The 19,764-nt window shown below is 38.8% G+C and carries 17 protein-coding genes, 6 pseudogenes and 1 other annotated feature; of the genes and pseudogenes, 17 read left to right on the top strand and 6 right to left on the bottom strand.

All coding sequences use genetic code 11. From position 1 onward, the window contains the following. The 5 genes and pseudogenes from F957_RS08425 to F957_RS22135 all read left to right on the top strand — a co-directional run. Nucleotides 1–347, top strand: a pseudogene (locus tag F957_RS08425) (CAP domain-containing protein); the annotation flags it as partial. Nucleotides 348–363: 16 nt separating this feature from the next. Beyond that, nucleotides 364–1,605 carry a tetratricopeptide repeat protein gene (locus F957_RS08430; RefSeq protein ID WP_004682117.1) on the top strand — a complete coding sequence of 414 codons (1,242 nt, stop codon included), beginning with the start codon at nt 364–366 and terminating at the stop codon, nt 1,603–1,605. 168 nt (nt 1,606–1,773) lie between these two features. Beyond that, nucleotides 1,774–2,025 (top strand): polymorphic toxin type 46 domain-containing protein, encoded by a 252-nt coding sequence (locus F957_RS08435; RefSeq protein ID WP_010589574.1) that lies wholly within the window; start codon nt 1,774–1,776, stop codon nt 2,023–2,025. Between the two features lie 3 nt (nt 2,026–2,028). Further along, nucleotides 2,029–2,301, top strand: a complete 273-nt coding sequence (locus F957_RS08440; protein WP_008941961.1) for a hypothetical protein — start codon at nt 2,029–2,031, stop codon at nt 2,299–2,301. Beyond that, on the top strand, nt 2,302–2,514 hold the full coding sequence (locus F957_RS22135; protein WP_081377758.1) for a TNT domain-containing protein: 213 nt from the start codon (nt 2,302–2,304) through the stop codon (nt 2,512–2,514). It abuts the gene before it with no gap. 280 nt (nt 2,515–2,794) lie between these two features. Here the strand turns inward: F957_RS22135 and F957_RS08445 are convergent, their stop codons facing one another. Both F957_RS08445 and F957_RS08450 read right to left on the bottom strand, forming a co-directional pair. Further along, a complete protein-coding gene (locus tag F957_RS08445) occupies nt 2,795–3,736 on the bottom strand; it encodes a LysR family transcriptional regulator (protein WP_016541976.1) in 942 nt (313 codons plus the stop codon). Nucleotides 3,737–3,787: 51 nt separating this feature from the next. Further along, complete coding sequence (locus tag F957_RS08450; RefSeq protein ID WP_016660412.1) at nt 3,788–5,713, bottom strand: sigma 54-interacting transcriptional regulator; 1,926 nt, start codon at nt 5,711–5,713, stop codon at nt 3,788–3,790. A gap of 217 nt (nt 5,714–5,930) precedes the next feature. Here F957_RS08450 and F957_RS08455 point away from each other — a divergent pair, with 217 nt between their 5' ends. Genes F957_RS08455 through F957_RS08485 form a run of 7 tightly spaced genes read left to right on the top strand, consistent with a single transcriptional unit; the run spans nt 5,931 to nt 11,760 of the window. After that, nucleotides 5,931–6,413: an MSMEG_0572/Sll0783 family nitrogen starvation response protein gene (locus F957_RS08455; RefSeq protein ID WP_002058090.1), complete on the top strand. Its 483-nt coding sequence runs from the start codon at nt 5,931–5,933 to the stop codon at nt 6,411–6,413. 24 nt (nt 6,414–6,437) lie between these two features. Then, nucleotides 6,438–7,430 (top strand): Nit6803 family nitrilase, encoded by a 993-nt coding sequence (locus F957_RS08460; RefSeq protein ID WP_016541978.1) that lies wholly within the window; start codon nt 6,438–6,440, stop codon nt 7,428–7,430. 35 nt (nt 7,431–7,465) lie between these two features. After that, on the top strand, nt 7,466–8,545 hold the full coding sequence (locus tag F957_RS08465; RefSeq protein WP_002058083.1) for an MSMEG_0568 family radical SAM protein: 1,080 nt from the start codon (nt 7,466–7,468) through the stop codon (nt 8,543–8,545). Between the two features lie 10 nt (nt 8,546–8,555). Continuing rightward, complete coding sequence (locus tag F957_RS08470; RefSeq protein WP_016541979.1) at nt 8,556–9,119, top strand: MSMEG_0567/Sll0786 family nitrogen starvation N-acetyltransferase; 564 nt, start codon at nt 8,556–8,558, stop codon at nt 9,117–9,119. Then, on the top strand, nt 9,119–10,165 hold the full coding sequence (locus F957_RS08475; RefSeq protein WP_016541980.1) for a sll0787 family AIR synthase-like protein: 1,047 nt from the start codon (nt 9,119–9,121) through the stop codon (nt 10,163–10,165). The genes F957_RS08470 and F957_RS08475 overlap by 1 nt, the downstream gene beginning before the upstream one ends. Next, nucleotides 10,158–10,448, top strand: a complete 291-nt coding sequence (locus F957_RS08480) for an MSMEG_0570 family nitrogen starvation response protein (RefSeq protein ID WP_008941947.1) — start codon at nt 10,158–10,160, stop codon at nt 10,446–10,448. Before F957_RS08475 ends, F957_RS08480 begins: the two co-directional genes overlap by 8 nt. 10 nt (nt 10,449–10,458) lie before the next feature. Next, on the top strand, nt 10,459–11,760 hold the full coding sequence (locus F957_RS08485; RefSeq protein WP_016541981.1) for an MSMEG_0569 family flavin-dependent oxidoreductase: 1,302 nt from the start codon (nt 10,459–10,461) through the stop codon (nt 11,758–11,760). An 82-nt stretch (nt 11,761–11,842) separates the two neighbouring features. Here the strand turns inward: F957_RS08485 and F957_RS22090 are convergent, their stop codons facing one another. Further along, complete coding sequence (locus tag F957_RS22090) at nt 11,843–12,085, bottom strand: hypothetical protein (RefSeq protein ID WP_017396274.1); 243 nt, start codon at nt 12,083–12,085, stop codon at nt 11,843–11,845. After that, nucleotides 12,072–12,874 (bottom strand): annotated as a pseudogene (locus F957_RS22085) (tyrosine-type recombinase/integrase); the annotation flags it as partial. The pseudogene F957_RS22085 and the gene F957_RS22090, both read right to left, overlap by 14 nt. A 71-nt stretch (nt 12,875–12,945) precedes the next feature. Between F957_RS22085 and F957_RS21205 the strand changes: the two are divergent. From F957_RS21205 to F957_RS21915, 3 pseudogenes are all read left to right on the top strand, one after another. Next, nucleotides 12,946–13,083 (top strand): annotated as a pseudogene (locus F957_RS21205) (transposase); the annotation flags it as partial. Nucleotides 13,084–13,133: 50 nt separating this feature from the next. Next, nucleotides 13,134–14,367: pseudogene (locus F957_RS21195) on the top strand (IS3 family transposase). Continuing rightward, nucleotides 13,409–13,525 (top strand) — a sequence feature (AL1L pseudoknot). Its footprint overlaps the pseudogene before it by 117 nt. 49 nt (nt 14,368–14,416) lie before the next feature. Then, nucleotides 14,417–14,524: pseudogene (locus tag F957_RS21915) on the top strand (metallophosphoesterase); the annotation flags it as partial. Nucleotides 14,525–14,603: 79 nt separating this feature from the next. Here F957_RS21915 and cynS read toward each other — a convergent pair. Further along, nucleotides 14,604–15,053, bottom strand: coding sequence for a cyanase (cynS, locus tag F957_RS08505; RefSeq protein WP_008941922.1), 450 nt, complete (start codon nt 15,051–15,053; stop codon nt 14,604–14,606). 280 nt (nt 15,054–15,333) lie between these two features. Here cynS and F957_RS08510 point away from each other — a divergent pair, with 280 nt between their 5' ends. Then, a complete protein-coding gene (locus tag F957_RS08510; protein ID WP_008303564.1) occupies nt 15,334–16,143 on the top strand; it encodes a formate/nitrite transporter family protein in 810 nt (269 codons plus the stop codon). Between the two features lie 51 nt (nt 16,144–16,194). Further along, nucleotides 16,195–17,919: a bifunctional protein-serine/threonine kinase/phosphatase gene (locus tag F957_RS08515; protein ID WP_008941921.1), complete on the top strand. Its 1,725-nt coding sequence runs from the start codon at nt 16,195–16,197 to the stop codon at nt 17,917–17,919. Between the two features lie 111 nt (nt 17,920–18,030). Here F957_RS08515 and F957_RS20860 read toward each other — a convergent pair. Further along, a pseudogene (locus F957_RS20860) lies at nt 18,031–18,974 on the bottom strand (IS5 family transposase). Between the last annotated feature and the right edge of the window lie 790 nt (nt 18,975–19,764).

The raw sequence follows: 19,764 nt of genomic DNA, 5'->3' as shown, positions 1-19,764 counted from the left end.
CAACCACTGCACCACTCGGTGTGATTGCCTATCCCTACCACAACTATCCAGCCAAATATTATATGGCGGGTTCAATTCTCTCGATTTCAGTTTTAACCGATCAAAAGAATTTCTTTGCCAATCGAAATGTGGATTACGCCAAAGCCACTGTTGTTGTCACTGAACGAAGTAGTGGAGCTAAACAGAAGATCAGCAATATACGCTATGAAAATATCGGAGTTCCTAACCATATCCAATTTAACTTCGACGATTTGAAACTGAATGTGATCTACGACGTCAAACTCAGCAATGTCTTGGTGAATGGTCAGCCTAAAGAATATTCCTACTGGTTTAATGTGAATGATTAATAAGGATAAGAATCAGATGAAAAAATTAATACTCCATCTTGCTGTCGCTAACAGTATGGTAATGACCAGTTCAACAGTATCTGCTGAAACCAAGAAAGTGAACCTGTCGGCAGGACTGAACTATGTACTGTCACAAGTCGTGACCAAAGGAGATAATAATCAAAGTCACCATAATATGGGAATGCTTTACTACTTAGGAAAGAAAGGTGTACCTGTAGATCATAAAAAAGCGGCTGAATGGTTTTCCAAGGCAGCAGTGAATGGTTTTGCTCCTTCACAGTACGCATTAGCAGTCATGTATCTTAATGGGGATGGTGTACCACAGGATGCAAAAAAGGGCGTTACCTTGTTGCAAAGTGCTGCACGGCAGGGACAACCTGAAGCGGTCAAGTTATACAATGTATTGCAGGCTAATAAAGCACAGCAGCTCAATGCTGTTCAAACGACATCAGTACAAACAGCTACAACAGCCATTAAATACTATGATACATCCAAGCTTGAACCTAAGAACTTTAAGCAAGTTGTACTCCCTAACCTAAGTACAGATACCGTTGCTCGAAGTTTTTATAAAGTGACATCATCCAGAGAAAGAGGAAAAGATGATTACTGGGGAAGTGGCAAATACTACTATGTTAATAAGCCTAGCGACTTGGATGATCTCACTGATGCTGTAATCAGTATCGCGCCTATTATTACTTACCAGAATATGCAGGGGGAAGCCCGTTATTTAGTCCCTGTGGAAGTGACTTTAGCAATCGAAGGGAGGATAGAAACTTCACATGCTACACGAGGCACTTTGGAATTATATCTCTTTAAAAAATTGGACAATGGACAATTCCAAATGATTTCAAAAACAGCCCAAGGGGGAATTGAAAGTATAGAGGGATATGGTCGAACCTCATGGAATGCTCAAGAATTTAAAAAGAACTTACAAGCTTTTGGAAACAATACACTAGGAAGCTATACCATTGATGGTTATTACGGCAATGGTTATGGGGAAAGCGTGTGGTCACTTCTTCTGTTAAATGAAGACGACTATATTGTTGAACAAATGTTCGAAGAAGGAAAAGTTTCAGAACAACCAGAGTACGGCTATTCTTCAGCAATCAAAGTTAACAAAAATGGACAACCATTTTATCCATTCCAGATTCAATATCAGGGAACGGATTTGAACGACAATAGTCAGATGGTTAAAGTAAATAAAATTGTACCTTATCAGTATGATAGTAAGAATAAGTTTTATTCAAAGCTGAAATAATACTCGTAAATTAGAATAGCTATATTGATGTCTATCCTCCTGTTTCTAGGTATTGGGAATTGGAGGACACTATAAGAATGAGGAAATATCAGTGAATATTAAACCAATTAAAAATGATGTTGAACTTACTAACGCTTTTATTCGATATTGAAAATAGATGAAAAATATGTGCAACATATTAAAGATGGTAGAATTGGCAATTATTTTGCACCAGTTGGTACTCCAGCAAACCATTTAGGAATTAACCCAGCAGGAAGAGTGCCAATTACTTTTGCTCCAGTAAAGGAAACAGAGGTGCTTAAATCAAAAGCTAAAGAAATTGTTGATACATGGACTGATCCGAATAAACCTTATCCAGCAAAAGGTGGTGGTACACAGTATTTTGTTCCAAACAAAGAAAATTTAAAACAGGTGAAGTGATTAATGAATAAACGGCTAGAACTATTTTATATTGCACTAGAAAAATGCGAGAATCTAATAGGTTTATATCCAGATTTAATTGTGTTGAAATCTATTTATAACCAAATTGAATATTTAATAAGTTTTGAAAAAAATATGGATATTGATAAAAGTCGAATATCTGAAATTATTATTGGGGTACAGACAGTAAGGGAAATTGAACCTTTAGATGATATAGCTTCAGAAATTTTTTATAGGGTAGCTGATGAAGCAAGAAAAATGAATAAATCCATGTGAATTGAAAAACGTGCATTACCTTTTAGCTCATTAAATAAACCTTATAGGCAATATGAAGTTATAAAGCCTATTACTCCTACAGCTGAATCAAAAATCTTACCATGGTTTGGACAACCTGGCCAAGGAACTCAGTATAAGTTGCCAAAATCTGTTCAGGAACTTTTAGATCCTAATAATCCATATTTAAAGGAAATTCGTAATGACAAGAGGTAAGTTAATTCAATATTTGTCTTCGTTGGGAGTGCATGATAGTAGTTATGCTTTCGACAAAATAAAAAATTCTGAGTGCGTAAGCATATTAAAGGAGAGAGAGATGTGGAATGTTTATTATACGGAAAGGAATATTCCTGACTGGCTTTGTTGCATAAATATGTAAGCATCTGATTTAAATAAATTTAATTTTGGATCAAGAAATAATCAAAACTTTTAAAATCATATAGTTATGAAATCTTTGTGCAACAAAGCCCTAATTAATCAAAATTTTTTTGTAGACTCAAGTTTTAGTGCCTGAGTCTATTCTTTCCCAAGGAGGCAATACAGTCCATTGTTCAACGAGGTAATCGATAAACATTCTGATTCTTGGAGACAAATGTTTTTTGCTTGGATAAATAATGCGAATAGGCTCGGGTTCAACTGTATATTTTTCAAGAAGAGGAATAAGTTGGAGCTGATCAATACTTTCTTGTGTGATATAGGTGGGTAGTTGTATGATACCAAACCCTGAAACTGCAGATGCCAAGATAGCATCTGAACTATCGATTTTCATCTTCTCAGGACCTTCAAAAACATAGATCCCCGAGTCTGTCTTGAATTTCCAGCTTCTACGATTGTTGCTACCATTTAGAAAAATTGTATCAAATTTTGCTAAATCTTCTGGAGTTTGGGGGGAACCATGTAATTTAATATATTGTGGTGATGCACATGTCTGCATTTTTTGCCATGCGATGGTCCGTGTTAAAAGTCGAGAATCATCCTTGGGTTCACCAACACGAATACCTATGTCAAAGCCTTCTTCAATGATGTCAACAAAGCGATCTGTAAAAGAAATGTCTGCTTTTAATCCAGGCCATTTTTTTAGAAAGGTGTCTAAAATGGGTAAAATATATCGATTTCCAAGTGAGTGAGGAGCTGTAATTTTTAAAGTACCAATCGGTTCAAGGCGACGTGAAGCCATTACATGATCAACTTCTTCTAAATCTTCTAAACCTTCTAAAATCTGCTGGCAATAATCAAAGAGAATTTGCCCCTCATCAGTCAAGCTTAAGCTTCGTGTCGTTCGATTTAATAGTCGCACTTTCATTTGTTCTTCTAAACGAACAATACTTTTACCAATAGCAGATCGTGATAAACCTAAATGTTTCGCTGCAAGAGTATAACTGCCATATCTGACTGAAGCTACAAAAGCAGAAATATCACCAATTCTATTGATTTCCATTGCTTTATCCCAATGTGATTATTCATTTGTTGGTAAGGTATTGAATATCCATTAATATTTAATACCTAATTTTTTTAATTTTGAAATCAGTGTCGTTGGATTAATCCCTAAAAGCTTAGCTGCACCCTCATCACCAAAAATTTTACCTTCACATTGTTTGATTGCCAGTTGAAGATTTTCAGTTTCTAACTGTTTAAGCTGTTGTATCGATAGGACTTGCTCAATTGCTGTAGCGTGATTGTGCTGCATAGTCTGAGAGGATTCTTGTTCCAGTAAATATTTAAATGAAACAGCGCCATGTTTGGCAGTAATCAATGCTCGCTCCAACACATTTTGTAATTCTCGAATATTACCCGGCCAGTCATAGTGTTGCAGTTCGAGGATGTGTTTTTGTGAAAAAGGTAAATAAGGCACTTTACGATTTTCACTGATCAGCTTGGTAAAGTGTGAAACTAATAGAGGAATATCTTCTTTTCTATCTCGTAAGGCGGGTGAGTGAATCGGGAATACATTCAAGCGGAAGTATAAGTCTTCACGGAAATTTTTGAGCTTAACTTCTTCTCTGAGATTACGATTAGTCGCTGCAATAATCCTGACATCAACGTGGCGAGTTTTTTCTTCACCAATTCGTTCAAATGTTCCTTCTTGTAATACTCTTAATAATTTACTTTGTAATTCTAGTGGGATTTCACCAATTTCATCTAGAAACAATGTTCCTTGATCTGCAAGTTCAAATCGCCCCGCTCGATCACGCACTGCTCCCGTAAATGCGCCTTTAACATGCCCGAAAAATTCACTTTCAAATAGTTCTGAGGGGATGGCTGCACAGTTAACACGTATAAGAGGTTGTTGTTTACGATGACTAGATTGATGGATTGCACGTGCAATCAGTTCCTTTCCTGTACCAGATTCGCCATAAATCATGACATTGGCATCAGTAGAAGCAACTACTTTAATTTTTTCAATGATTTGTAAAATTGAGGCACTATTTCCCACAATTTCATGATATTGATTCTCTTGTAGTATCTCTTCCTGTAAATATTCATTTTGTTGTTCTAGTCGACTTTTTAAGTCTTGTAGTTCGTTAAGAGCATGGGTGAGTTGTTTTTCTGTATTTAAGCGTTCGCTGATATCTCTAAAGACTACAACTGCACCAATGATCTCGCTTTCACGGATGATTGGTGTACTTGTAAATTCCACAGGAAAAAAACTGCCATCACGTCGCCAGAAAATCTCTTGTATTCCTTCATGTACTACACCATCGTGTACAGCTGCGTAGATTGGGCATTCCTCGACAGGATAGTGCGTACCATTCTCATGAGTATGGTGGTGTATTTTATGGATATTTTTACTAAGCACATCTTCTGGTTTTAATCCTAGCATTCTCGCGCCAACGGGATTTATAAAGGTACATAATCCTTGTTTATCGATACTATAAATTCCATCACCTACTGAGCTTAGCAGCAAATGCTTGCCAGTGTCAGAATCAATAAAAAGTTCTTGTAGAGCTTGCCATTCTTTAAGCCCTGCACGAATGACTTTATCTGCATTTTTATTCAGTTGACGTAGCTCTAAGTCTTTGACATCGACTAAGGACCAAATGAGCAGAGTCTTATTCTTATATGGGATTGAAACAGAGCTGACATCGAATTGAATTTTTTCTCCATTTTTATCAAAAGCATATAGCTCATTATTCCATGCATAGCCTTTAGCTAGTGTTTCTTCTGTAAATGCCACTAAGTCTGGGAGTTGACTAAAATGACCAAAAATAGAGGTGATAGTTTTTTGAATCAGCTCATGGCGTTCATAGCGGAGTAATTTCGTAGCACTAATATTTACATCAATAAACTGATTTTGATGTGGGTCTAAAACGAGTAAGGCTTGAGAGGTGTGTTCAAATGCAAGTGGACGAATTGAATTCTCAGTAGTAACCCAATCGGAAATGAAGTCGGTATTATTCATGCTACGAAATTTCATAGAATAGGTTATGAAATTTCATAATACTACGAAAAATCATAACCTTCCAGCACTATATTTATCATCTAAAAGAGCAGTTTTGAAAATATTAATTATTATATTTCAATGACATAAAAATTAATTCCTACCAGAAAATAGATCTTGGCACAGCTCTCGCAATAACACGGATAGACCAAAACAGTTGGTTGAATCGAAACCGTAGATATGAGGAACGGCTATGCCTAAAGTAGATATTGAACAATACAAAGATGGTGATTTTCTTGTCGATTATGAAGAAAAAGTATTTGAGGATGTAAAAGCTCAGCCGGGTGAAAAAGCATTGGTGACTTTCCACACCGTTGCCTTTGAAGGTTCTATTGGCTTGGTTAATGTCTTACAAGCAAAACGATTATTACGCAAAGGTTTTGAAACCAAAATTTTGCTCTACGGTCCAGGTGTTCAGTTGGGGGTACAACGTGGTTTCCCAACTTTAGGTGCTGAAGCTTTTCCTGGACATTTGGCGGTCAATAATCAGCTTAAAGCCTTTATGGAAGAAGGTGGTGAAGTTTATGCCTGCCGATTCGCATTACAAGCGCTATATGGTCAAACCGAAAAAGCATTAATGCCAGGGATTCGTCCAATCAATCCTTTAGATGTAATGGACTTGAAATTACTGATGCGTCGTGACAATGCACTGATCATTGATACTTGGACTGTTTAAAGATTTAAGAAAGGGGAATAAGACATGAATCAGATTGTAAAAGCAGCAGCAGTACAGTGTAGTCCAGTGCTTTATAGCCAAAAGGAAACCGTACAAAAAATCTGTAATACGATTTTAGAGCTAGGTAAACAAGGCGTACAGTTTGCTGTTTTTCCTGAAACGGTAGTGCCTTATTACCCTTACTTTTCTTTTGTACAACCACCGTTTGCAATGGGTAAGGAACATTTAAAGCTTCTCAATGAATCTGTGGTTGTCCCTTCTGAAGCAACCTTTGCGATTGGTCAAGCCTGTGCTGAAGCAAAAATGGTGGTTTCTATTGGGATTAATGAGCGCGCGGGTGGAACAATCTACAACGCACAGCTGTTATTTGATGCTGATGGCTCGATTATTCAGCATCGTCGAAAAATTACCCCAACTTATCATGAACGTATGGTGTGGGGACAAGGCGATGGCAGTGGGTTGCGTGCGATTGATTCTGCTGTCGGGCGTATTGGGTCACTGGCATGCTGGGAGCATTATAACCCTTTGGCACGTTTTGCCTTAATGGCAGATGGAGAACAGATTCATGCTGCCATGTTCCCTGGTTCATTAGTCGGACAGGTGTTCGCTGATCAGATCAGTGCCACTATTCAGCACCATGCTTTGGAGTCAGGTTGTTTCGTAGTTAATGCGACGGCATGGCTACATCCTGAGCAACAACAACAAATTATGAAAGACACTGGTTGTGAAATTGGTCCAATTTCAGGTGGATGCTTCACTGCTATTGTATCGCCTGAAGGGAAATTTCTAGCCGAACCTGTTACTCAGGGTGAAGGTTATTGTATCGCTGACTTAGACTTTTCATTAATTGATAAACGTAAACGCATGATGGATTCGGTTGGTCATTATAGCCGTCCAGAATTATTAAGTTTATTGATTGATCGTCGTCCGACACAGGTACTACATGAACTTAAAGTCGAATCCTTGGATTTAACAAATCTTGAAAAGATTTCCAGATTTACGGAAGAGCAGGTTTAAGCCTTATTAAACCAATTCTATAGAGAGGGGTGAGTATGTCTGCAATACAACTTTTGACTGATTTGCAATGTAACGGTCTGAAATGGGATGGTGAATTTGGTCTATCTCGTAAAGGCGGTGCAGGGCCAAGTGATCATAAGGCACTCAGCCTAGATGGGCAGACGATGATGATTCCAGTGTTGAATCTAGCTGCACAAGAGTCTCCATACAGTGCCAAAGCTGATCCAGATTCTGACCAAGTGATCGTATTTAAAAACCGGATTCCTGTAGCAACATTAACAGCCCCATCTCGTCCAAAGTTTTATGACTTAACTACAGACGAAGGTATTCCATATGAGCAAATTGCAACTTTGCATAGCCACGATGTCTTGGCAACAACAGTATTACAACATTGCATTCGTATGAATGATAAAGCTACGGCTTGTCAATTTTGTTCGATTGACCAATCTTTAAAAAGTGGTCGTACTTTAATTCGGAAACGTCCTGAACAGCTCGCAGAAGTTGCAAAAGCAGCTGTGGAACTCGATGGTGTACAGCAAATGGTCATTACCACTGGCACACCTAATACTCCAGACCGTGGAGCAGAGATTTTATATGACAGTGTAAAAGCAATATGTGCTGAAGTGAAGTTACCTATACAGGTGCAATGTGAGCCACCCGATGATTTTGCATGGTTTCAAAAGTTAAAAGATGCAGGTGCGGTGTCAATTGGTATGCATCTTGAAGCGGTGAGTGATCGGGTACGTCATAAAATTATGCCGGGTAAAGCAGAAGTTTCAATTAATACATATTTTGCAGCATTTAAGGCGGCAGTTGAGGTATTTGGTCGGGGGCAAGTAAGTACCTATATCTTAGCTGGGCTAGGCGATACAGAAAAAGAAATCATTGAAATGACTGCCAACTTGACCGAGATGGGCGTTTATCCGTTTGTAGTGCCATTTGTACCAATTCAGGGAACAGCACTTGAACATCATTCAAAACCTGAGCAAGCCTTTATGCAGGCACTCTATCCAAAAATTGGTGAGCAACTCCGTCTACATGGGCTTAACTCGGAAGACACTCAAGCGGGTTGTGCCAAATGTGGAGCATGTTCTTCACTGAAAGCTTATGAGTAGGAGAAACAGTATGCAACTTTCTGGTTATCCATGGTTAATAGAATTAAATGAAGACCTTAAACAGTTTGTCACAGATGACATTGTTATCAAGGTGGTCACTGAAGACTGGGAACGTCGTCAATATTATCGCCTGCGAGAGGCAACTTTTCGCGATGAACAAAAGATTCTAAAAGAAGACCGTGATGAATATGACTTTAAAGCTCTAGGTATTGTTGCGATTGGGCAAATGTTTGGTGAGCATGATCATGTCATAGGTGCAGTGCGGATCTTCCCGGATGGAGCAAATACATGGTGGGGTGGGCGTTTATGTGTAGAGCCATTATACCGCCATCATCATGCTATTGGTAAAGCGCTGATTAATGCAGCAGTGTCGACGGCAAAAAATCTAGGATGTCAAACATTCTTAGCGACTGTACAGCAACAAAATGAGCGTTATTTTCAGAAATTATGTTGGAACAGTGTCTGTGAATTAATGGTTGCTGAAATTCCACATATGATGATGCAAGCTCAAATTGAACATTATCCGCTACAGCATGTGGTCATGCAGGCTTATATGCAAAAAGAGGTGGAATGATGATGTCACTCAATCAACTTCTTGAATATTTGAGACAAACTCCAGCTATGCAATCAAAACAGGTGATTGCTAAAAGTGTAATGATCCCAAATCTGGATAAAGTGAATTCTCTGCAAGCTTTATACGCTTATCCTGGAGATGATACTGCCGCTGTTGCTGTCCAAGGACAATATATTTTACATGCGTGTGAAGGGATGTTGCCTGGTTTTGTTGCTAATCATCCTTATTTTGCGGGTTGGTCTGCAGTCATGGCCAATATCAGTGACATTGCAGCAATGGGTGGTCGTGCATTATCTGTTGTAAATAGCTTTTGGCATACAAATGTTGGGCATGCTCAATTATTAATGCAAGGCATGCAAGATGCTTGTACTGCTTATGATGTTGCATTGATTGGTGGGCATAGCAATATCGCTGAAAGTTATCAGCCTGCTTTATCCGTTGCCATTCAAGGAACAGCACAGAAATTATTGTCGGTTTTGCATGTTAAACCACAGCAAAAGATTTTGATTGCTTTAAATCTACAAGGTCAATTTCATCCTAACACTGTCTATTGGAAATGCTTTGAACGTGTATCGGGACGTATTTTGCAAGCACAGCTCTCAGTAATGCCGCAACTTGCACAACAAGGAATCGTATATGCCGCACGCGACATTAGTAATGCAGGCATTTTAGGCAGCCTGCTCATGCTACTTGAGGCAACGCAAAGTGGCGCAGACATAGACCTTCAAAAAATTCCAAAACCACAAAATGTGGACTGGCAGACGTGGCTGCAAATCTTTCCTAGTTATGGTTTTTTGCTGACAGCTGATGAAGGCGAATGCGAAGAAATCATTGAATTATTTGACAGTCAGGGTATCTGCTGTGCAGTGATTGGTGAAAGTAATGCCAGTGGAAAAGTTTATGTGCATGATCAGAAGCAAAATGCTCAATTTTGGGATTTTCATCAGCAAACATTTACTGGTTTTAACTATGCTGAAATTTTAAAAAAGTTAAAGGCTCAGTCGGATCCGATTGAGCCGATAGAGAAGGAGGCAGCATATGCCTAGCGTGAATTTTACCGTGAAATGGCCGAATGGCGAGCTGATTCAATATTACTCTCCATCCACGGTGATTTATGAATATCTAGCTAAAGGACATTCATATCCAGCAATACAGTTTTTAAAGTTGGCTGAAGATGGGTTATCTGCTGCATCAGAACGAGTACGAGTACGTTATGGCTTTGCATGTAGTTCAGCCATGGACAGCCTATCCACGATTAAACGCCAAGCTAACTTATTCGCCTTAAAAGACGAAGACCAAATTGAAATTACTGAAATGCACAATGAATAAGGGGAACAAGATGCTTAATATGCAAATTCAAGATTTACAACCAAATTATGATGTCGTGATTGTTGGTGGTGGCCAGGCAGGGTTATGTATCAGTCATTATTTACAAAAAGCAGGAATTGATCATGTGATTCTAGAAAAAGAATCAGAGTTGACCCATAGCTGGCGCAGTAAACGGTGGGATAATTTCACTTTGGTTACCCCCAATTGGCAATGTTTGCTTCCAGAGCATCCATATAACGGCAATGACCCTGATGGATTTATGAAAAAAAATGAAATTGTTGAATATCTCGACGACTTCATTGAAAAACTGAATCCACCAGTTTTATTGAATGTTCAGGTTAAGCATGTTGCAAAAATTGCACCTCAACACTTTGAAATTGAAACCAGTTTAGGCACAACGACTGCGAAACAATTAGTTGTAGCGGCTGGTGGTTATCACACCCCAATTTATCCAAAACTAAGTGATCAAGTCCCTGAACAAGTGTTGGTAATGCATTCAGAACAATATTTTAATGTGGAACAGTTACCTGAAGGTAATGTCTTGGTTGTCGGTTCAGGACAATCAGGTGCCCAAATTGCAGAAGATTTACATTTGGCAGGTAAAAAGGTTTATCTTTCTACGGGAGATGCACCACGCTGTGCGCGTTTTTATCGTGGTAAAGACGTAGTGAAGTGGCTTTATGAAATGGGTTATTACGAAACAACCGTCAAAGATCACCGATATAGTGAAGAGGTTCGTAACAGCACTAATCATTATGTGACTGGGCGAGATGGTGGTCGTGATATTGATCTACGTAAATTTGCATTAGAAGGTATGCGATTGTTTGGACGATTTGAGGACTATAAGGAAGGACAGTTTGTCTTCCGTCCAGATTTAATCCAGAACCTAGACATGGCAGATGCAACTTACAATCGTATTAATGCCTCTATTGATGACTATCTAGAGAAAAATAATATTGTGACTGAAGAGCCAGCATCTGTATATCAGCCACTTTGGCAGCCAGAACAGGAAATTACCCATATTGATTTAGTTGAAGAGAACATCACTTCGATCATTTGGTGTATCGGATTTAGACCAGACTATTCTTGGATTGATTTAGATATATTCCAGACAAATGGATATCCAAAACATGATCGCGGTATTACCGTTGACCCTGAAGTAAGCTTTATTGGTTTACCTTGGTTAAACACATGGGGTTCAGGACGTTTTATGGATGTTGCTAAAGATGCTGAGTTTATTGCTGATCATCTCATTCAACAATTAAATGTTACACCACAGCATATATCCTCAACATTATCATCATTGGCCTAATTATCAGGTAGCTGAATAGTCTCAACTTTCGGCTGCATCAAATCTCCAATATTGTTAAAAAACATAGGATAGCCATAATGAATCAACAACCTTTTGTAATTAATACTAATACTGAACCATGGGAATTTCTTCCTGTTCCATTTTTAAATAGTGAACTTCCCGTTAAAACCTGCTTAGCATGTCCTGATACAGGAATGATGATTTGGAAACGGCTTTGTTGCACAAAGATTTGAAATGCAAAGCGCCCTAATTGAGCTAAATTTAAGGCGTAACTTAGGTAAGTGGTCGACCTAATTCCGTGTCGAGGCATTTCAATTAATGCCATTTCGCACTTGTTGCAAAATCCAATCCTCATATTCTTGTAGTGTTTCTTGTAGCATATCCATAGGTCGTACGATGTAGTGCCTTACAACTAATGCACTTGGTTTATGACCTGATATCTGTGCTAAAGATCCTTCATTGATTTTTGCCCAAATAGCTAACGTTTTATATGATCTCCTCAATCCATGGGGAGTAAGTTCAATATTTAGTTTTTTACATATTTTCTCTAAGCTATCGTAAGGATTGACAATATGACCGCATTTAGCACCCTTACTGCTAAATATGAATTTAGAATCAGAATTTTTCCTTAGTTCTAAAAATAGGCTTTCAACATATGCCGTCAGAGGAATTAGGCGACCTTCATCTTCAATTTTATCTCTAACTTTTGCTGTTTTCCAACGAAAATCGACATCTGTCCATTTTAATGAAAGCAGCTCATTCTTTCTGCAACCAGTGATTAAACTACATATCAAAAAATCGCTATTTTTCTACTAGTTAACTTATTTACCTCTTCAAACCATGGTTTTAGATGCTGTTTCATCAAACAATCATTCTTGGCTTTTGGGGAAGGGACCTTATCTTTAACTTTTTTTGAGTTGTATGATTTTGGAGGCACTAAGTTTTCATAATCCTCGTGTTCCTCGCACCAATTCAGGAAAGCTCGTGTAAGTCTGTATGCTTTAGCTGATGTTGTTGGACGGAAGTCATTGTGATCAAGCCAATCGCAAAATACATCTTCAGTTAATTCAGAAAGTTTGTACTCAAACAGTTGAAAAATGGGTTGACTGGTATAGGTAATCCCCCCTAAAAATAAAAGGAAGTAAAAGTAGAATTTTCTCTTAAGATTAGAGCAGGAGATTCTGCATGAAAACATCTAAATTTACTGACAGTCAGATCATGTCTATTTTGAAACAGGCGGAGTCTGGCACGCCTGTTACTACCCTGTGCCGTGAACATGGCATGAGTAATGCGACTTTCTACAAGTGGCGTGCTAAATATGGCTGAACCGTACCGGGTTTGTCGGAGAGTCAATATTCTGAGAGACTATCCCGATGACAAAATTAAAATATACCCCTGAAATCAGAGAAAGAGCGGTTCAATTATTGATTGAATCTGAAAAAGATTATCCTTCTACTTGGGCTGCAATCACAGCAATTGCGCCTAAGATCGGTTGTACTCCTGAAACACTTCGTGCCTGGCATCAAAAGCATTTAGATCAGCAAAATCCTATTAAAGTACAACAGATATCTGATCAAGAAAAAATGAAGCAAATGGAACGTGAAATTAAAGAATTAAAGCGTGCCAATGAAATTCTACGTAAAGCAGCCGCTTTTTTCGCCCAGGCGGAGCTCGACCGCCCACACAAGTAATGGTGGATTTTATCCATAACAATAAAGATCAATATGGTGTTGAAGCGATTTGTAGGATTTTACCAATCGCACCTTCAACCTATTACCGGACTCTAGATCTCACAGTAAATCCAGAACATCGAGCGAAACGAGATCTACATGATGAGCATCATGCTGAACAAATTAAACGAATTTGGAAGGAAAGTTTAGGTCGATATGGCGCACGTAAAGTCTGGCAACAACTGAAACGTGAAGGCTCTGTTATTGCACGTTGTACAATTGCTCGATTGATGCAAAAGCTAGGTATACAAGGTGTTTGGCGTGGTAAGAATAAACAAACCACCCGTAACCGAGATGACCAAAAACGGGCAGATGATTTAGTGAAACGTAATTTTAATGCTGATCATCCAAACCCTTGCGAAGCAATGCTTCTCAGGTGGGTGACTTCACGTATATTCAAACAAATTCAGGCTGGGTTTATACTGCATTTATTATTGATGTCTTCTCACGAGCAATTGTTGGATGGAAAGTATCGACACGGATGAATACAGATATGGTGCTCGATGCACTGGAGCAAGCATTGCATGATCGAGGCATGCCAAAGAACGTGATTCATCATAGTGACAGAGGTGTGCAATATCTTTCCATTCGTTATACCAATCGTTTAGAAGCAGCAAATTTACGAGCATCAGTCGGTACGACCGGTGATTCATACGATAATGCTTTGGCTGAAACGGTGAATGGCTTATACAAAACAGAGGTGATTGAATATTTAAAAGCGGATTGGCAAGGTTTAGCGGATGTACAACTTGCGACACTAAGCTGGGTAGATTGGTTCAATAAAAAGCGTGTACATAGTGCACTAGGTTATGTGTCACCTTTTGATTTTGAAGCAATGTACTATCATAAAATTAACCCATTAGGTCAGGTGGCCTAACTTAAATAAAAAAGTCTCCGACAAACCCGGTACGGTTCAGTTCAAAACCTATTTAGGGCATACCATTGTGAAAAAACATACCCAGATTGATAACTGTCACTATATTGATGTCGGTTCCTCTTATACCCAGAAGCTGTGTATAGTCAAAATTAAATAAGGATAAAGACGGTGATATAAAAGATCTCCTTACGAAGAAATGAAAAGCCATCAATATGATGGCTTTATCAAACGATTAATTAATAGGTTTTATAAGGTAAAAACTTGCCAGACAATACGACATTTACCCGGTCACCGTTCGGGTTTTCCTCACGCTGAATATTCATGCTGAAGTCGATTGCGCTCATAATGCCATCACCGAATTCTTCATGGATCAGCTCTTTAATAGTCGAACCATATACATTTACAACTTCATACCAGCGGTAAATTAAAGGGTCCGTAGGCACACTGGTCGGTAAAGAGCCTTTGTAAGGTACAATTTGCAGCCATGCTACTGCCTCATCACTAAGGTCAAAAATCTGACCAATTTTCTCTGCCTGCTGTTTATTAAATGCCATTTGTCCCAGGCAGGCAGCCGTTACCCATTCTTTAGAAAGACCAATCTCTTTGGCAACATCTGACCACTTAATTGACTTTAAAACTTTCGCTGAAATGATCATGTCAGTTACTTGTTGACGATGGGTAATCATAATCCTCTCCAAATTATTATCAAATGAATGTATGCAGAACGCATAATGCAGATATCATGCCAACAGCATTCTAGAGTTCATGCTAAATAGAAAATGAATATTTAAGTGATTGTTAATTATTTGTGGCATAGCTTTTGCTTATATTTCGATATACATGGCAACGACGCCATTCACCATTACCTGTTCTAATATTCAAGGCAACGGCGCCTAAGGTCTTCAATGATCTTAGGCGTCTTTTTTTCGAAAAACAGGTCCGTATATTGAAAAAGAGGACGACAACATGGCATATCTTGCTCCTGCGGAGTTTGCAAAAAAAGTAGTAGATGCGGGTGAATCCAAATTGCATATGGCAACCCGTGATGTATTGATTCGTGCCTTTATGGCAGGGGCCATTCTGGCCTTGGCAGCGGTATTTGCCATTACCATAGCCGTGCAAACAGGATCACCATTGATTGGTGCGCTCCTGTTTCCAGTTGGTTTTTGTATGTTGTATTTATTGGGCTATGACCTATTAACTGGGGTGTTTGTACTTACGCCGCTGGCATGGCTAGATAAACGCCCAGGGGTGACATGGGGACGTATTCTAAAAAACTGGGGCTTGGTGTTTGTAGGGAACTTTACAGGCTGTTTAGTCGTTGCGGTGCTCATGGCAGCGGTTTATACCATGGGTTTTGCAGCGGATCCAAACCCTGTCGGCGTAAAAATTGCGCATATTGGCGAGGAGCGGACATTAGGTTATGCCGAATACGGATTCGCCGGCTGGATGACTATTTTTATCCGTGGCATGCTGTGTAACTGGATGGTGTCATTAGGTGTCATTGGCGCGATGATGTCTACTACGGTGAGTGGCAAATTTATTGCCATGTGGATGCCAATTATGCTGTTCTTTGCCATGGGCTTTGAGCACTCTGTCGTGAACATGTTCCTGTTCCCATTTGCCATGATGATGGGCGGTGACTTCTCGATTGCTGACTACTTCCTATGGAATGAACTGCCGGTTGCTTTAGGTAATCTGGTGGGCGGTTTGGCATTAACAGGTCTGGCACTTTATACCACCCATGTCCGTACTGGTGTTAAAAAAGAATTTTAACATTCATCATTTTATAAAGGGATCATATAGATCCCTTTTTGAGCTTTCAGCATGAAAAAAACATTAAAAGTCACTATTGGGCAATATTCTACTGCCGGAGTTAAACAACAGAACCAGGATTTCCATGGAGTATATCTGCCCGAAGGACATGTGCTGAAACAGAAAGGTATTGCATGTGTTATAGCGGATGGAATCGGTAGCAGTAATGTCAGTCATCTTGCAGCAGAAACAGCCGTTGGTAGTTTTTTATCTGACTATTATTCTACTTCAGATGCCTGGAGTACACAGACTTCAGCAGAACGAGTGATCCGCGCGACCAATTCATGGCTTTATGCACAGACTCAACAAAGTCAAGGACGTTTTGATAAAGACCGAGGGTATGTCTGTACCTTATCTGCACTGATTTTAAAACAGCAACAAGCCCATGTTTTTCATGTTGGTGATAGTCGTATTTACCGCATTCGCGATCATGAAATTGAATTACTAACCCATGATCATCGTGTCTGGTTGTCTTCCAAAGAGCATTATCTTAGTCGAGCCTTAGGTGCGGATTATCGTATTGAAATTGATTATCGAAATATTGAACTCAAAGAAAAAGATATTTTTTTACTAATGACCGATGGGGTCTATGAATTTGTCACAGATCAACAATTATTAGATTTAACTTTAATAGATGCAGATTTAAATCAACTTGCCAAAGGATTAGTTGAAAAAGCTTTAGAACAGGGCAGTGATGATAACTTAAGTTTCCAGGTGATCCGTGTAGAACAGTTGCCTGAACTGAATCAGTTTCATATTCAGCAGGATTATGTATTTCCACAACAGCTCAGTAAAGGTGAAGTTTTTGAAGGTTATGTGATTGATAAGATTTTGCACCAAAATCATCGCAGTTGCCTGTATTTGGCACACGATACTCAGCAGCAGCCTTTGGTCATAAAAACTTTGGGGGTAGATTTACAGCAAGATAAAAATGCCGTAGAGCAGTTTCAACTCGAAGATTGGGTATCGAAACGTCTGAAACATGACAACCTGATGCACTGTTATCCACATAACACTGAGAAAAAATATTTATTCCAATGTTATGAATATTTGCAGGGTGAAACCTTGGCTCAATGGCTGCATCGCCAGGAAAAGCCTTTAAAGCTCGATGATATTTTACCAATTTTGCAACAAACGGCCTTGGCTTTAAATGCAATGCACCGGCTGGAGATGCTGCATCAGGATATACGGCCAAAGAATATCATGGTTTTAAATGCAGAAAATGCCATGAAAATTAAACTGATTGATTATGGTTCAACAGCAGTAAGAGGCCTGGTCGAAATTAATCCTAAAAATGCGAATCGACCACTCGGAACCTTAGCATTTATGGCACCGGAGTATTTTATTGATCATTCGCCATCTGTACATTCAGACCAATTTTCTTTGGCGGTCATGGCCTATTATTTACTCACCAAACAATTACCTTATGGCACAGATTTAGCTCGCTGTAACAGTTTAAAGCAGCTTAAAAAAGTTCAATATCATTCCATCAGGAAATATCGGCCTGATTTACCTATATGGTTAGATAAAATTTTAGGCCAAGCGCTGAGTATTGAACCGACACATCGTTTTGAGGCCTTGTCTGAACTCATTCATAATCTAATGCATCCTTCCAAAGAATTATTAAACTCTAAACCACCAGCAATCATTGAACGAGATCCTTTACGTTTTTGGCAAATGAGTTGCGCCGTATTAGGGCTATTATTTTTACTGAGTATTGCATGGCCATTTATTTGAAAAGATAGGATCAAACCATGCTTAAAATTGAAGGTACATAGATAAGTTTTTATTCAAACAGCTTTGTTGCACAAAGATTTGAAATGCAAAGCGCCCCTAATTGAGCTAAATTTAAGGCGTAATTTGGGTAAGTGGTCGACCTAATTCCGTAAATCTGTTGAGGACTGCTACACGTGCATGAATCTCATTGACTTGGCTATCAAAACGCCTTGCTCTGAGTTTATCTCCTAATAATTTAATGCAGTGCATCTTAGTTTCAACCAAACTTCACCGATGATAGCCTGATTTTTTCCATAGTGTCCTGCCTGAGAAGCACTGCTTCCAAGATTAACTGTTCGAAGTAATTCATTTCGATCTAGCGAGCTGCTCTTTGTATCTTTCCAAGGTTTCGCATTTTTTCTAGGTGGAAACACCGCATGCGCTTGCCGATCTGCAATGACCTCACGGCATTGCTTGGTGTCATAAGCTCCATCGGTATAAACAGAGTCAATCTGCTCATCTTGTGGAATCTGATTAAGTAAATCACCAAGCACCTGTGAATCACTGACATTATTGGTTGTAAGCTGAATAGCGCGTATTTGTAGAGTTTTAGCATCTATGCCAATATGAAGTTTACGCCATTGGCGACGATATTCAGGTCCATATTTCTTGCGTTTCCATTCGCCCTCACCTAGAAACTTCATGCCTGTAGAGTCTATGAGTAGATGCAGCCCATCGCTACTTTTTTGGTAATTGATTGCAATATTAATATGCTTTTGTCTTCTACAAAGCGTGGTGTAATCTGGAGCTATCCAATTTAATCCGCAAAGTTTAATCAGACTTTGCACAAAGCCAGTGACCATACGTAAAGACAGACGGAATAAGGATTTAATCATTAAGCAGCATTGGATGGCTGCGTCGGAGTAGGTTTGATTTCGCCCTTGTTTGCCTTTTGATGGCGCATACCATTGCGTAGCAGGATCAAACCAAATGGCAATATTTCCGCGACTCATAAGTGCTCGGTTATATGCGGGCCAATTGGTTGTGCGGTAGATTTTGTGTGTAGGCTTCTTCATTTGAAAATTATATCGCTGAAAAACCCTTTACAGATAGGTTTGTGCAACAAAGCCGATAACAATTAAAAAATAAAGGAAAGTTTTTATTGGTTTTATTATCGATAAGTATTAATGATAATATATTGTTACATAAAAAATTGGCACCAATTTAGCACCAATTATTCTTTAGTTGTTGATTTTAATATGAAAATATTACGTTGACATCGTAGAGGTCTCCAGTTCGAGTCTGGATATACCTACCAAGATATTAAAGTCATATAACTTTTTATGAAGTTACATGAACTCCAAAGCCCTGAATTATATAGATTCAGGGCTTTTTTTTAGCTTTTTATAGCGGTATTTAACCTCTTATAACAAAGCTTTTACTGTACACAGTTATAATAATCATACTGGGTGTACAGAGATTTATAATGAAAAGAACAGAGATCAAGATTGGTAAAGCGCTTAGCTACAACTGTTTTAGATAATTTAGAACCGGATCCAAATGTAAAAGAATATCGTATTTTGGATGGAGATAACCTTTACTTTCGGGGCCGCGAGAACGGGTCAAAGGTCATGGCTTCTTCGTTATAAAAAAGAAAATGGTAAGTGGTCGTGGTTAGGTTTGGGTAATTATCTAAATGTAACAGGTAATTCTGAAATTACCTTAAATCGAATACACTCGGTTAAAAGTAAGGATAATATTGCTCCAAACACTCAAAGAAAAATCGATGACTTGTTTAAAAACAAGGGTGGGATGCATCCATAGTAACTTTGGAGGAGTATTTAAATACTTACGATTCTATGATGA

The sequence above is a fragment of the Acinetobacter gyllenbergii CIP 110306 = MTCC 11365 genome (genome assembly GCF_000413855.1).
Taxonomy (GTDB): domain Bacteria; phylum Pseudomonadota; class Gammaproteobacteria; order Pseudomonadales; family Moraxellaceae; genus Acinetobacter; species Acinetobacter gyllenbergii.
This window is presented reverse-complemented; position numbering and strand designations above follow the sequence as displayed.

Coding starts and splice junctions, on each gene's coding strand:
- F957_RS08430 (WP_004682117.1), top strand. CDS start 364: ATGAAAAAATTAATACTCCATCTTGCTGTCGCTAACAGTATGGTAATG.
- F957_RS08440 (WP_008941961.1), top strand. CDS start 2,029: ATGAATAAACGGCTAGAACTATTTTATATTGCACTAGAAAAATGCGAG.
- F957_RS08445 (WP_016541976.1), bottom strand. CDS start 3,736: ATGGAAATCAATAGAATTGGTGATATTTCTGCTTTTGTAGCTTCAGTC.
- F957_RS08450 (WP_016660412.1), bottom strand. CDS start 5,713: ATGAAATTTCGTAGCATGAATAATACCGACTTCATTTCCGATTGGGTT.
- F957_RS08455 (WP_002058090.1), top strand. CDS start 5,931: ATGCCTAAAGTAGATATTGAACAATACAAAGATGGTGATTTTCTTGTC.
- F957_RS08460 (WP_016541978.1), top strand. CDS start 6,438: ATGAATCAGATTGTAAAAGCAGCAGCAGTACAGTGTAGTCCAGTGCTT.
- F957_RS08465 (WP_002058083.1), top strand. CDS start 7,466: ATGTCTGCAATACAACTTTTGACTGATTTGCAATGTAACGGTCTGAAA.
- F957_RS08470 (WP_016541979.1), top strand. CDS start 8,556: ATGCAACTTTCTGGTTATCCATGGTTAATAGAATTAAATGAAGACCTT.
- F957_RS08475 (WP_016541980.1), top strand. CDS start 9,119: ATGATGTCACTCAATCAACTTCTTGAATATTTGAGACAAACTCCAGCT.
- F957_RS08480 (WP_008941947.1), top strand. CDS start 10,158: ATGCCTAGCGTGAATTTTACCGTGAAATGGCCGAATGGCGAGCTGATT.
- F957_RS08485 (WP_016541981.1), top strand. CDS start 10,459: ATGCTTAATATGCAAATTCAAGATTTACAACCAAATTATGATGTCGTG.
- F957_RS22090 (WP_017396274.1), bottom strand. CDS start 12,085: ATGGCATTAATTGAAATGCCTCGACACGGAATTAGGTCGACCACTTAC.
- cynS (WP_008941922.1), bottom strand. CDS start 15,053: ATGATTACCCATCGTCAACAAGTAACTGACATGATCATTTCAGCGAAA.
- F957_RS08510 (WP_008303564.1), top strand. CDS start 15,334: ATGGCATATCTTGCTCCTGCGGAGTTTGCAAAAAAAGTAGTAGATGCG.
- F957_RS08515 (WP_008941921.1), top strand. CDS start 16,195: ATGAAAAAAACATTAAAAGTCACTATTGGGCAATATTCTACTGCCGGA.